At 59.8% G+C, this 14028-nt stretch carries 8 protein-coding genes; 4 read left to right on the top strand and 4 right to left on the bottom strand.

The features are described 5' to 3' along the window. Positions 1-106: 106 nt before the first annotated feature. On the top strand, positions 107-4480 hold the full coding sequence (locus ACKJSM_RS00545) for a membrane-targeted effector domain-containing toxin (RefSeq protein ID WP_410236381.1): 4374 nt from the start codon (positions 107-109) through the stop codon (positions 4478-4480). Between the two features lie 311 nt (positions 4481-4791). Continuing rightward, positions 4792-6864: a TerD family protein gene (locus tag ACKJSM_RS00540; protein ID WP_410236380.1), complete on the top strand. Its 2073-nt coding sequence runs from the start codon at positions 4792-4794 to the stop codon at positions 6862-6864. Positions 6865-6995: 131 nt separating this feature from the next. On the opposite strand, the gene guaA is transcribed toward ACKJSM_RS00540, so the two are convergent. The 4 genes from guaA to ACKJSM_RS00520 form a co-directional block, all read right to left on the bottom strand. Then, positions 6996-8573: a glutamine-hydrolyzing GMP synthase gene (guaA, locus tag ACKJSM_RS00535; protein WP_011335797.1), complete on the bottom strand. Its 1578-nt coding sequence runs from the start codon at positions 8571-8573 to the stop codon at positions 6996-6998. Between the two features lie 99 nt (positions 8574-8672). Next, on the bottom strand, positions 8673-10142 hold the full coding sequence (gene guaB, locus ACKJSM_RS00530; protein ID WP_011335798.1) for an IMP dehydrogenase: 1470 nt from the start codon (positions 10140-10142) through the stop codon (positions 8673-8675). A 115-nt stretch (positions 10143-10257) separates the two neighbouring features. After that, a complete protein-coding gene (locus tag ACKJSM_RS00525; RefSeq protein WP_236181239.1) occupies positions 10258-10806 on the bottom strand; it encodes a sugar ABC transporter ATPase in 549 nt (182 codons plus the stop codon). A 73-nt stretch (positions 10807-10879) separates the two neighbouring features. Continuing rightward, positions 10880-11647, bottom strand: coding sequence for a sulfite exporter TauE/SafE family protein (locus tag ACKJSM_RS00520; RefSeq protein ID WP_410236379.1), 768 nt, complete (start codon positions 11645-11647; stop codon positions 10880-10882). Between the two features lie 100 nt (positions 11648-11747). On the opposite strand from ACKJSM_RS00520, the gene ACKJSM_RS00515 reads away from it, so the two are divergent. Both ACKJSM_RS00515 and xseA read left to right on the top strand, forming a co-directional pair. Further along, positions 11748-12635: a LysR family transcriptional regulator gene (locus ACKJSM_RS00515; protein WP_410236378.1), complete on the top strand. Its 888-nt coding sequence runs from the start codon at positions 11748-11750 to the stop codon at positions 12633-12635. 10 nt (positions 12636-12645) lie between these two features. Then, a complete protein-coding gene (gene xseA / locus ACKJSM_RS00510) occupies positions 12646-14025 on the top strand; it encodes an exodeoxyribonuclease VII large subunit (protein ID WP_410236377.1) in 1380 nt (459 codons plus the stop codon). Positions 14026-14028: the final 3 nt, after the last annotated feature.

Raw genomic sequence — 14028 nt, 5'->3', positions numbered from 1 at the left:
TTTGATCTGATACGACAACAGACAGTCCTCGCGTCTGACAGACGACTCTCGTCTGAACTTGAAATGATCGCGGTGTTTTTTCAACCACCACGCTCAAGGAAAGACTGTGGACACAACAAACGACATCACGTTGCCCAACTCCGATGACAGAAAGGCGCTCAGGGCCTTGGTGCCGGCACTGGTCGAGGCCTGCCCCGACATGTACGAAATGGCTTGCGCGATTGCCAGGGACATTCTTGATCGTCATGGCATCAAGGATCTGGAACCGGAGCAGGTTTACTGGCATCGATTTCGGGCGGCCCAGAGCAGCCCCCGAACCTTTACAGGCTGGGAGCACCTGTTCGAAACCCCGCGCGAATCGATGACACTGCCACAACTGGTGATCCAGCGATTCAGCGTGCACGACCAGGACAACGCCGACCTCCTGGATTCCGATGCCGGTTTCTACACCGCCGGTCCGCAGGCCAGCACCTACAACGAAACCAACGAAGTGCGGCTGCACAGCAGCGATGTGCTGAAGACATTCTGGGCGATCAACTTTGCCGACCGCTACCGGCAAAAAGTGGATTCTTTCTGGAACAAACACGGCACGACATTCCGCACGCTGGCCAAATGCACCTTTCTGGCCAAGGCCATGGAAGATCGCGAAAGCGGTCGGCTGTCGGATGACAATTTCAAGGTGGCTGTCAAAGCCATCGCCGGCAATGTGAGCTGGCCGGTCACACGCAAGATGCTTGAGGATGAGGCATTGCCGCCCGATGGCCTGCGCGTGGGTCTGCTGAAAATCGGCGGCTTCGTTGCGACCGACATCCTGTGCATCACCGATGGCAAGGGCGGCGCAATCCTGTACGTACCGGGAGAAATCTGGGGTGTACACGCCTTGCAGAACGCTCGCGACCTGCATTGGTGGGTACTGTCGCAGATCAGAACGCCTTCGGATCGAAAGCGCTTCATGGCGCATTTCCAGGTCGCCGATCACGACATCATGGAGGACACGTCCTGGCGAGCCGTCGCAAAACGGCGCTGGCTCGGGCTCCTGGAGCCCATGATTGGAATCGTTTCGGAGCTTTGGCGCGCGCCGCATATCGAGAATGTCGGGCTCAACCATGTACTGGACCTGCTGGTCAGTACCTGGGACAGCGATGATCACACGCTCGTCGCCCACACCGGCGAAGCGCTGGACAAGGACATCTTTTCTTTCCTGTCGACAGCCACCCAGGCCCGCATGATCAGCGATGCGGAGTTCATGATGCATACCAATGGCGATCTGCGAAAAAAGCTGTGGATCGGTTACCTCAACGCCTTTAATCGAATGTTTGGTCCCATGGCAGCGGTTGGCTGGCCGGTGGCGCTGGCGGTTGTCGGTGCCGGTATCGCCAACGTCGGTCTGCAAATCGATCAAGCGGTCAATGGCAAGACCCCTCAGGCGCGCAAGGCTGCCGTGACCGGCGCCATATTTACCGCCATCGATACGCTGTTCAACGCTACGTTTATCAAAGGCAGTGGTCGACTGCCGGAGATCGCCGAGACCGATACCGTCATTGCTTCGCAGGAAGCCATTGCTCAAACCGGACTGTCCATTGCAGCAGAGGAAAAACTTGCCGCAGCGGCCGCAGCTCGTTCGCCACTGCCTGACCTGGCGCAAATCGCACCGAAGCAAGTGCTACCTGCACAACCCGAAGATTTTCTCGCGTCATTCAAGACGGTTCCCGGCGAGGGGACGCGGATCGAAGCCGGTAATCTCAAATTTCAGGACATCATTCAGACGGCGTCCGGCAAGCAGTACATCTACATGCGCCGTGCCTCCGGCGACGGCTTTTATCAGGTTCGCTACGTCGAACAGATGCGTGGCTGGGTCATCATCGATCCGGCCAATCCCCATTCGTTTTATCGCAACGTGCCGGTGCGCCTGAATGAGGCGCGCCAATGGGAGACTGTCGCACGCCCCGGACTCAGGGGCGGTATGAAAATTTTCGGCGAGTGGCCCTGGGGGCACACGGCCGATCCGCTGCCCGATGTCTCGACAGAACCGATGCCCTATGATGTCCCCGGCTCATCCAGAACGACGATGCAGCCCTTGGCAGAAGCCCGCGTCGATGACTTTCCGCTGGACAGCGTCAAAGGCAGTGACCGCCTCTATCAGGCGTTCAAAACCACTCGCCGCAGTCTGTATGACGACGCCATCAACTTCTATGCCGCCCCGAATCAGCCACCGCGTCCAACGGTGCCTGCACTCAAGACCGGCACTTCCTTTTCCGACATGAGCAAGCGCGTGCTCAAGGAAGCGCCCGGCCTGGTCATCGGTCAGGACAACGCCACCTCGGGCGCCCGGCAAGTGCTGATCGACAACCTGAAGGTCATGAGCAAACAGAAGGTCAAGACCTTGTACCTGGATCATCTGCTGACCGATTTTCATCAGTTGGATCTCGATACCTTCCACAAGACCGGCAAGATGTCCCCCGCGCTGGAAGACTATCTGAAATTTCTGGATTCCCGCTTCGGCACTGATCCGGCCTCACCCCACGCGTACACTGAACTGGTCAGGACCGCACAGAAGAATCATATCCGCGTGCAGGCCCTCGACTGCATGGCCAGCCGGCGCTTTCCGCTCATGGAGCAAACATCCGAGATCAGTAGCCGGAAGATGATGAATTACTTTTCCGACACCGTGATCCGTGCGGACCAGGCAGCCAGAGGCGCACATCGCTGGGTCGCACTGGTCGATCAGGAGCGCGCCAGCACCATGGGCAACGTCTCCGGGCTCAGTGAACTGGAAGGCGCCGTCTCGCTGCGTGTCGAGGAGGTTGATCCGGGCCTGGCGCGCGGAATCACGACCGACCCTGGCAAGAAAATATTCGATCTGCTGAAACGGCCCGTGGACCAGATCAAGAGTGACTTGAGACTGCAACTGGAAGCGCCTGCCCCCCTCACCACGGCACGCACGCTCGACGAGGCACTGCCACGCGCAGGCATGTTCATGCTTAAGGTCGAAAACGGCCAGTCGATGCTGGTCCATCGCAGTGGTAACGGCCAACTGGTGAACACGCCTGTCCAGCAAGAGGGAGGCGGTATCTTCGTGACACGACCACGCTGGACTTCTATCAGTGGTCGCCACTTCGAGAGTGTCCAGGCACTATGCCAGGCGCTGGAGGATGAAGGCCTGAGTCTGACGCGGGTCCGCATCGATCCCAAGGCGCCGCCCGGCAGATCACCTGTCGTCGGCGAACCGCAGCCCACGCCTTCAGCCTCGGCCGGCAGCGCGACGGGGATGTCTTCCCCCGCTTCGACGGTGACGGATACGCCGCAGGTCGCTTCGCCTTATGACATCCCGCCTCAGCACCGCCAGGCATTGACGGAAGCGGTCAACGGCCATGAACCACTCCTGCTGTCAGACGCTTTTGCGGTCAACGAATCCGCCGAGGCCTATGCCGACTTCAAGTCCCTGAGAGCACAACTGCAACAGGATGCAGTCCGCTTTTACGCGGATCCACCCCTTCCCCCGCGCCCGGCCATACCGCCACTGGACCCTGCCTCGTCAGGCCCCACCATCATCGCCCGGCTATTCGAAGAGTTTTCAGGTCTGGTTGTCGGCGAGAGCCATTCAGAGATCGGTGCCAAACAGTTTCTTATCGACAATATGCAAACCCTGGCCAGGAACGGTGTAAAAACAATCTATCTGGAACATCTGCTGACAGACTTCCACCAGGCGGCACTGGACAACTTTGCCAGGACATCGGTAATGCCCAGGAGTCTTGAGTGGTATCTGATCAGTCAGGACCTGGGACATCTGACCGATCCGACCGGGCGCTATACCTTTCTCAACCTGGTAATCGAGTCAAACAAGCATGGCATCCGGGTTCAGGCTATAGACTGCATGGCAAGTTACCAGCTGGGCGGGATGAACACACGCGAACTGGCGATCCGGCAAAAAATGATGAATTTCCATGCCCGGACCGTGATCAGCGCAGATCAGGCAGCACGCGGTGCACACCGCTGGGTGGCGCTGATGGGGAACTCCCACTCCAACACCTTTGAAGGTGTCGCGGGGGTCAGTGAGCTGGAAGGCGCTGCTGGTTTGCGCGTCGAGGATGTGGCCCAAGGGCACTCGAACGGTATCGAACCCGATCCGGGCAAAACGTTTTTCGACGACAATGGCGCCTCGGCAGGCGTGGCCAGAGGCGACTTGCGTCTGCAGGTAGAAACGCCCTGGTATGCGCAAACAAAAGCGGAACTGGAAAAACTGCTGACCCGACCGGGGATGTACACCTTGAAGCGAGAACCTCGGCAAACCCTCCTGTGCCACCGATCCCGCGAGAACCAGATGGTGCAGACTCCGATCGAGTTCGAATCCGGCCGTTTTTTCATCGAACGACCATCATGGCCCACACTCCATGAAAAACGCTTCGACAGCATCGATGCGCTGCTCAAGGCACTTGATCAACGCGGCATGACGCTGGCCGGCTGGTCGAAACCCTTGTAACTGAACACAAAAAAGCCGTGTGAATCACTGATCCACACGGCTTTTTGAATCGCCTGCGTTTATGCCTTCAGGGCGTGGTCAGCCCCTCTAGTGAAGCAGTCAGTTACCGTTGAGATTCGCACCAGCCTGACAAACAGGGACTACCTTCCGTAGAATGCCCGCGTGGCTATGGAACACCTTCCTTCTAAACCCCTGATGACCTAGGGGTTCCGCTCTCCACACCGCGCCTGCTGCTTGCAGGCGTTTTTACATCAGCTGTAGATACGATGCTGCAGCTCGTCCACGACGGCGCCTCAAGGAGAAAATCAAGCATGAATCAGGAGCTGTTCCTGCGTCGCCGTAGCAAAGTTCACGTCCCGATGGGCACTGGCGGTGCCACGCGCGCTCAGGTCGCGTCGGCTATCCGGGAAATCGCGGCGTTCCGATGCGTACTGTCAGAGCCTCTGATTGAACAAATCGGCCTGTTGTCGGCGACAGAACTCAAGTACTGGTTGCGTGACATTGTCAGAGTTCTTCGGCGCAGAAGTGGCGCTCATGTGCACCACCGGCCGTTTTATCCTGACTTTCCAGAGCAGGTTCTGTCGGCCTCAGAAGCCGAGTTGTACCTTAACGCCGTCATGCATTACCTCTCGCTTCGACGTTTACCAGCGACTGAAGAATCTCGACCTCCACTGCTTGAAGGCAACTTCATACCCTGGGTTATCGAACCGGGAAGCATCCCTGAATTCGAGTCACTGCTCGAGTCGCTGGCTGCATCACGCACTTCGCTCTCCGAAGAGGAAGCGGCCGATGTCGCGTGGTTTATCCGCGAGTACAAAAATGATGTGTTCCGTCTGCTGCCTGAGGTCATCCCGTTCCGGGAGATCCGGGCACAGATTGGCGGCGCACTGATCCTGCATGTCGCTGGCGATGCTCGGGTGGACGCATTCCTGGAGCAAAACGTCGAAACGGCGACTGACGTGCTTCGACTTGCAATCGCACTGAATGACGGAGACGTGTCACTGGCCACCGCCACGACACGTTTCAAAGCGATGAAGCGCTCGATGCGCCGTCTGCTGTTGAGTCTGCTCGATCGATTACCCAACGCTAGAGAAGACGTTATGCGGCAAGCCGAGCGATGGAAACGCCTGGCTGAAGTGCTTCATCCGGGTGACTACGCCGATAAGTACCCACGAGCGCTGGCCGCCATCACCGCAGCGCGTCGCAACGAATCGCCAGCCTCGTTTGGTTCACGTGTCGAAACACTGTTCGCCCAGCGCGAGATTGCCGAACTTGTGCCCGTGCTACAAAACCGTCCCGGTGAGTTCGCACGACGGCTGGACGCGACACTGCGGCGCGCGACGGAACCGGAGCCGGTTCTCGATGCGTTCGAGGCTGTTGCACCACAAGTGTCCTCGCCTGTCCTGCTGCAGTTGCTGGCCCAGTCACGTGCGCCGCGCCCCCTGCCTCTTCGAGCCTTCACACCGAAAGGTTCATTCGCCAAAATCTTTGGCATCCAGGATCGCCGCGAACCTCTCACATCTGAAGTGTTGGCGCGCGCAGCGCGAATCTGTGAAGACGCTCTGGTAAAGCGCTTCGCGTCACTGCCGCCATTGGGCCGCTGTTTCATCGATCCAGCGTTACGCGATTACCGGGTACCGTTGGCGCAGCGTGCTTCATCGAAGTCACTGCGCACGCTGGTGCGAGGCAGTCGCTTGCCGATGCCCGACACACGTTTCATTCGCCTGTTCCTGTGGTGGAAGAATGGTGGTGCGCGCACCGACATCGACTTGTCCGCTGCATTTTTTGACACCAACTTCGTATTCAAACAAACGGTCGCGTATTACAACCTGAGGGATTTCGGCGGTTACCACAGCGGCGACATCGTCGACGCGCCCAACGGGGCCTCCGAGTTCATCGACCTCGATCTTGACGTCCTCGTCGAGAAAGGCATCCGTTACGTCGTCACGTCTATCAACTCGTTCACCGAACAGCCGTACTGCGACCTTCCCGAATGCTTCGCTGGCTGGATGGCCCGCGCCGATACGGCATCGGGTGAAATATTCGAGCCGCGAACCGTGTTTGATCGAATCGATATCGCGTCCGACACACAGATCTGTCTGCCATTTGTGATGGACTTGCAAGAGCGGCGCGTGATCTGGGCCGACCTGGGACTGACTTCAGCTCCCCGGTGGAACAATGTCGGGAACAACCTCAGCGGAATATCGTTGATGCTGCGAGCTCTGGTACATACACCACGGCCTGATCTGGAGACATTGTTCGATTTGCATGTGCGAGCACGAGGCGAACGAGTGGCTTCGCCGCAGCAGGCACAAGCGGTGTTTGCACCTGATCAAGGGATAACACCGTTCGATACGGATTTGATTCGGTCACAGTTCCTCTAATACCCGCGCCCGCCTCCACACTTTCCGCCCAAAAACAAAAATGCCAGTCAGATTAACTGACTGGCATTTTCTTTAACCCCTTTTGCGCCTCTGCGAATCCAACCTTGAATTCTAGAGGGCGCGACGCGGGATCATTCCCACTCAATCGTCGCCGGCGGCTTGCTCGACACGTCGTAAGTAACGCGCGAGATACCCTCGATTTCATTGATGATGCGGCCGGAAACGGTTTCCAGCAGTTCGTAAGGCAGGTGTGCCCAACGTGCGGTCATGAAGTCGATGGTTTCCACGGCGCGCAGGGCCACGACCCAGGCGTAACGACGGCCATCGCCGACCACGCCTACCGATTTCACCGGCTGGAACACGACGAAGGCCTGGCTGACCTTGTGGTACCAGTCGGCCTTGCGCAGTTCTTCGATGAAAATGTGGTCGGCGCGACGCAGCAGGTCGGCGTATTCCTTCTTCACTTCACCGAGGATCCGCACGCCCAGGCCCGGGCCCGGGAACGGGTGACGGTAGACCATGTCGTACGGCAGGCCCAGTTCCAGGCCCAGACGACGGACTTCGTCCTTGAACAGTTCGCGCAGTGGCTCGACCAGTTTCAGGTTCATCTCTTCCGGCAGGCCGCCCACGTTGTGGTGCGACTTGATCACGTGGGCCTTGCCGCTTTTCGCGCCAGCCGACTCGATCACGTCCGGGTAGATAGTGCCCTGAGCCAGGTACTTGATGTTGTCGAGCTTGCAGGATTCGGCATCGAACACGTCGATGAAGGTGCGGCCGATGATCTTGCGCTTCTTCTCTGGATCGGCTTCGCCGGCCAGGTTGTTCAGGAACTGGTCTTCGGCGTTGGCACGGATCACCTTGACGCCCATGTTCTCGGCAAACATGGCCATCACTTGCTCGCCTTCGTGCAGACGCAGCAGCCCGTTGTCGACGAAGACGCAGGTCAGCTGATCACCGATGGCCTTGTGCAGCAGCGCCGCAACCACCGAGGAATCCACACCGCCGGACAGGCCCAGCAGCACGTTGTCGGTACCGACCTGCGCGCGGATGTTGGCGATGGCGTCTTCGGCGATCTTGGACGGAGTCCACAAGGCTTCGCAGCCGCAAATGTCGAGCACGAAACGCGACAGGATGCGACCGCCCTGCTTGGTGTGGGTCACTTCCGGGTGGAACTGCACGCCGTAGTAAGCGCGCTCGTCGTTGAACATGCCGGCGATCGGGCAGCTCGGGGTGCTGGCCAGGATGTGGAAATCGCTCGGCATTTTGGTGACCTTGTCACCGTGGCTCATCCACACGTCGAGGCCGAACAGGCCGTCGGCGTCGATGTGGTCTTCGATGCCGTCGAGCAGACGGCTCTTGCCGACCACGTCAACGCGGGCATAACCGAACTCACGCAGCTCGGAGCCTTCAACCTTGCCGCCCAGTTGCTCGGCCATGGTCTGCATGCCGTAGCAGATACCGAAGACCGGTACGCCCAGATCGAACACCGCTTGCGGGCAGCGCGGGCTGTTGGCTTCGTGCACGGACTCGGGACCGCCGGCGAGGATCACGCCTTTTGGCGCGAACTCGCGGATCGCATCCTCGTCCATGTCGAACGGGTGCAGTTCGCAGTACACACCGATTTCGCGCACGCGGCGAGCGATCAGTTGGGTGTATTGCGAACCGAAGTCGAGGATCAGGATGCGGTGAGCGTGAATGTCGAGGGCCATGATTCAGTCTCGTCTAAGTAATTCAGAAACAGTCTTGATTCAGAAACAACTCGGGGCTGAATAAAACAGCCCCGGTCATTTAACGTTTTGCTTGAAGCCTCAACCTACGCGGTAGTTTGGCGCTTCCTTGGTGATCTGCACGTCGTGGACGTGGGATTCGGCCATGCCGGCACCGGTGATCCGCACGAACTCTGGCTTGGTGCGCATTTCTTCGATGTTGGCGCTGCCGGTGTAACCCATCGAAGAACGCAGACCGCCCATCAACTGGTGAATGATCGCGCTCAGGGTGCCCTTGTAAGGAACACGGCCTTCGATGCCTTCCGGAACCAGCTTCTCGGCGCCTGCCGAGGAGTCCTGGAAGTAACGGTCGGAGGAACCTTGAGCCTGGGACATGGCGCCCAGCGAACCCATGCCGCGATAAGCCTTGTACGAACGGCCCTGGAACAGTTCGATCTCGCCCGGCGCTTCTTCAGTACCGGCGAACATCGAGCCCATCATCACGCAGGACGCACCGGCCACAATGGCCTTGGACAGGTCACCGGAGAAACGGATGCCGCCGTCGGCGATCAACGGAACGCCAGTGCCTTCAAGGGCTGCGGCGACGTTGGCGATGGCACTGATTTGCGGAACGCCGACACCGGCGACGATACGGGTGGTGCAGATCGAGCCAGGGCCGATACCGACCTTGACGGCGTCGGCGCCAGCTTCGGCCAGAGCCTTGGCAGCGGCGCCGGTGGCGATGTTGCCGCCGATCACCTGCACTTCAGGGAAATTCTCTTTGACCCAGCGAACGCGGTCGATCACGCCTTTGGAGTGACCGTGTGCGGTGTCGACCACCACCACGTCCACACCGGCATTGACCAGTGCGGCAACGCGATCACCGGTGTCTTTACCGGTACCGACCGCCGCGCCGACGCGCAGACGACCCTGGTCGTCCTTGCTGGCCAGCGGGTAGGCCTTGGCTTTTTCGATGTCTTTGACGGTCATCATGCCTTTGAGGGCAAACTTGTCGTCGACGATCAGGACTTTTTCCAGACGGTGCTTGTGCAGCAGCTCGCGGACTTCGTTCTTGTCGGCGCCTTCGCGAACAGTGACCAGACGCTCTTTGGGCGTCATCACTTCACGAACGGTGGCATCCAGACGGGTTTCGAAGCGTACGTCACGGGAGGTGACAATGCCGACCAGGTCGCCATCGTGCAGCACCGGAACGCCGGAAATGTTGTGCATGCGGGTCAGTTCGAACAGATCACGAACCGTGGCGTCAGCCTCGATGGTGATTGGGTCCTTGACCACACCGGCTTCGAACTTCTTGACCTTGCGAACTTCGGCAGCTTGCTGCTCGATGGTCATGTTCTTGTGGATAATGCCGATGCCACCTTCCTGAGCCATGGCGATTGCCAGACGGGCTTCGGTGACGGTGTCCATGGCGGCAGAAACCAGAGGAATGTTCAGCTCGATGCCACGGGTAAGGCGGGTCTTCAGACTGACTTCGTTAGGAAGCACCTCGGAATAACCGGGCACTAGGAGAATGTCGTCGAAGGTCAGAGCTTCTTGGCTGATACGCAGCATCGCGGGGGCTCCCGAGCGGGAAAATGGAAGCGCGCCATTATACTCAGACACCCTACCGGGCTCAATGTAAAACTTGTCTTATATCAATGTTGCTGATGTACGGGAAAAACGCCCCCTACAACTCGACCTTGACCCAACTCACCGGTTGATCCAGCCAGTCGGCGAATTCGTCGATAAAACTCTGCTTGAAGCCCGCCTCCAGCCAGTTGTTGAAGATGAAACCGAGGTTGGAAAAACCACATTCCTGCAAAAACAGGAAACCGTTGATGTCGTCCTCATGCCCGCATTCAGGACAGGTGAAGTTGTCGGTGCGCCCCGGCATCCAGTCTTCCAGGCTTTCGAACAGCGCTTCGCCGATTTCCTGACGGCACTCGGCGCAACCGGCCTCTTCGAGAAAACCCTTGGCCGGGGTGTAGATGCAACGCTTGGTGATGACCTCCAGCCCATTGATCGGCTCACCGAACGGCAGCGCCTCGGGGTGCAGCACCACCGCGCGGGCGCCATCGGCGATGGCGTAGGCCATGCGATTGCCGGTACGCCCGCAGGTGCTCAGTTCTTCCTTGACGATGTTCTTGCGCACCAGCCAGCGCAAAATCGCCCGGGCCCGGGGTTCATGCACCGGCAGATTGGAGATTTTCGGGACGATGATGCTTTGGGAATTCATGGTGCAAGCCTGCTGCGTCAAAGGATGTTCTGCGACGAACGCGGCCGGCAGCTTAATCCCTGACAAAATCCGGTCAAGTGCTTAAATAGCGGCCGATCAGCGCAATCCCGCTCGCCAGCACCAGCCAGGTCACCAGCCGCACGAAGGCCTCGCGGGACAAGCGCATGGTCAAGCGCCGCCCGACCCACAAGCCCAGCGCCATGGCCGGCATCAGGCACAGCGCAAGCATCAACAAGGGTAGCTCGGCATACACCCCGGCGATGGCAAACAGGCTCAAACGCACCACCGTGCTGCAACTGATCAGCGCACTTTGCGTGGCCCGCGCCGCGTCCTTGGGCAGTCGACTGTTGAGGTAGATCGCATAAAGAAAGCCGCCACTGCCAAACAATGCGCCGAACAGCCCGCCCACCGTCCCCATCGGCAACGCCCACCCGGCAGACAACTGCGCCGGTCGCGCCCTGATCCACAAGCTGTAGATCGCATAAGCACTGATGAACAATCCCATCAACAGCAACAGTAGATCGGACTTGAGGTTAAGCAGAAAAATCACCCCCAGCGTGCACCCCACCGCCATCCACGGCAGAAGCCGCAGCAGTTCCGGTTTCGCCACATCCCGCCGCGACGGCAGCAGGTTGCCGAACGCCGCGACAAAATCCAGCAGCACCAGCAATGGCACGATCTTCGACAGCGGCATGAACAGAATCAGAATCGGCCCCGCCACCAGCGCCGTACCGAATCCGGCAATCCCAAACACGATGTAGGCCAGCGCGATGGCCAGTCCGATCACCACCCAGCCCTGCGCGCCCCACGACCATTCGCTCAACAACCCCGCCCCACTCATTCGCTCGCTTCCTTAATAAGCCTGCGATGACTTTAGCCAGCGCCGAGGGTTGCGACTAATATCATCGAAACTGCCAAGCCATCTCGAAAAGGCATGCCTCGTGCTTTCAACCCGTCAATTACGCTACTTCGTGGAAATCGCCGAGAGCGGCAGCTTCAGTGCCGCAGCCGAACGGCTGTTCATTGCTCAGTCGGCGCTGAGCCGGCAGATCAAGGACATGGAAACCCGCCTGCACACGCCGCTGTTCGAACGCACCGCGCGCCAGCCCCGGCTCACCGCCGCTGGCGAAGCGTTCCTGCCCCGGGCGAGAAACCTGCTCAATGAATTGAACAAGGCGAGCACTTTGGCCACGCAAATCGGCCAGGGCCAGCGCGGCACCTTGCGTGTCTGTCACTCCAGTACCGTACCGATCGGTGGCCGATTGTTGCGCGACATGAGCGCTTACCTGGAGCAGCAGCCCGGGGTTTCGCTGGATATCGGCACGCTGTCATCGGAAGCACAACTTGAAGAACTGACCGAGGGCTGCCTCGATATCGGCCTTCTGCGCCTGCCGGTGTTGCGTCAGCGTGAAGGTGTTCAAATTGTGCCGCTCTACACCGAACGCTTGCTGCTTGCCGTGTCGGCGAATCATCGACTGGCATTGGCGGACGCCGTCGACCTGGCGCAATTGAAGAACGAAGCGTTCATCTCTATCCCGCACCCGCAGCGCGGCGGGCTGAGCTATTTGTGCGCCGAGCTGTGCATGCGTCACGGCTTCTTCCCACAGGCTGCGCGGGTGATGTCGCGCAAGACCACACAGCTGCAATTGATCCAGGCCGGATTCGGCATCGCTCTGCTGCCGGAATCGATGCAGGACATTGCGCCTGCCGGTGTGAGATTCCTGCCACTGACCGGCGATTGCCAAAGCACCGTCGCCCTCGCGTCTCGGCAAAATCCCACGCCTCTGGTGCAACACTTCCTCCAGACATTCACCGGCGAATGCCTTTAAACTGCGCCCCATGATTAAAGATCCCTTTGCAAGACTCGGCCTGGACCGCGAAGTCCTGACCGTCAGCCAGCTCAACGGCCGCGCGCGGGTGTTGCTCGAAGACGTGTTCAGCAACATCTGGGTCGAAGGCGAAATCTCCAACCTCGCCCGCCCGGCGTCCGGCCACGTGTATTTCACGCTCAAGGACAGCGGCGCGCAGGTGCGTTGCGCGCTGTTCCGCCAGAATGCCGCGCGCGTGCGGCAGGCACTGAAGGATGGCCTGGCAGTCAAGGTGCGCGGCAAGGTCTCGCTGTTCGAAGGGCGTGGCGACTATCAGTTGATCCTCGACACTGTGGAGCCGGCCGGTGACGGTGCCCTGCGTCTGGCCTTCGATGCCTTGAAGGAAAAGCTCAGCGCCGAAGGCCTGTTCAGTGCCGAGCGCAAAGTACCGCTGCCGGCTCACCCGCAGCGCATCGGCATCATCAGTTCGCCGACCGGTGCGGTGATCCGCGACATCATCAGCGTATTCCGCCGCCGCGCACCGCAGGTACAGCTGACGCTGATCCCGACCGCCGTTCAGGGCCGCGAAGCCACCGCGCAAATCGTCCGCGCCCTCAAACTCGCGGATGCCCGTGGTTTCGACGCGCTGATCCTGGCCCGTGGCGGCGGCTCGCTGGAAGACCTCTGGTGTTTCAACGAAGAGGCCGTGGCCCGCGCGGTGGACGCCTGCGTCACGCCGATCGTCAGTGCAGTCGGCCATGAAACCGATGTGTCGATCAGCGACTTCGTGGCGGACGTGCGCGCACCGACGCCGTCCGCTGCGGCTGAACTGCTTGCCCCGGACTCCAGCCACCTGATCCGGCAGGTCGAAAGCCTGCATCGCCGGCTGGTGATGCGCATGCGTGACCGCCTGATGCGCGATCGCCTGCGCCTTGAAGGCATGACCCGCCGCTTGCGCCATCCTGGCGAACGTCTGCGCCAGCAGGCACAGCGTCTGGATGATCTGGACATGCGCATGCGCCGCGCCTTCGAGCGCCAGCTCAATACCCGCCGCGAACGCCTGATCCGCCTGGAAACCCGCCTCGCCGGGCAACACCCGGGACGCCAACTGACCCTGTTGCGCCAGCGTCTCGACAGTCTCGCCGAACGCCTGCCACGTGCGATGAACGAAGGTCTGAAACGCCGCCGTTTACAGTTGCAAAGCCAGATGCAGACCCTGCACGTGGTCAGCCCGCTGGCGACCCTGGGTCGCGGCTATAGCATTCTGCTGGATGAACGCGGCAACGCGATCCGCAACGCCGCGCAGACCCACACTGGCCAACGCCTCAAGGCCAGGCTGGGCGAAGGCGAACTGCAAGTGCGCGTCGAGGACAATCACCTGACGCCCGTCACCCTCTCTTTACTGGACTGATCC

The organism is Pseudomonas sp. PHC1 (assembly GCF_046487845.1).
GTDB lineage: Bacteria > Pseudomonadota > Gammaproteobacteria > Pseudomonadales > Pseudomonadaceae > Aquipseudomonas > Aquipseudomonas sputi.
Note: the sequence above shows the minus strand (reverse complement) of the source record. Positions and strands in the feature narration are given on the sequence as shown.

Coding starts and splice junctions, on each gene's coding strand:
- xseA (WP_410236377.1), top strand. CDS start 12,646: ATGATTAAAGATCCCTTTGCAAGACTCGGCCTGGACCGCGAAGTCCTG.
- ACKJSM_RS00525 (WP_236181239.1), bottom strand. CDS start 10,806: ATGAATTCCCAAAGCATCATCGTCCCGAAAATCTCCAATCTGCCGGTG.
- guaB (WP_011335798.1), bottom strand. CDS start 10,142: ATGCTGCGTATCAGCCAAGAAGCTCTGACCTTCGACGACATTCTCCTA.
- ACKJSM_RS00540 (WP_410236380.1), top strand. CDS start 4,792: ATGAATCAGGAGCTGTTCCTGCGTCGCCGTAGCAAAGTTCACGTCCCG.
- guaA (WP_011335797.1), bottom strand. CDS start 8,573: ATGGCCCTCGACATTCACGCTCACCGCATCCTGATCCTCGACTTCGGT.
- ACKJSM_RS00520 (WP_410236379.1), bottom strand. CDS start 11,647: ATGAGTGGGGCGGGGTTGTTGAGCGAATGGTCGTGGGGCGCGCAGGGC.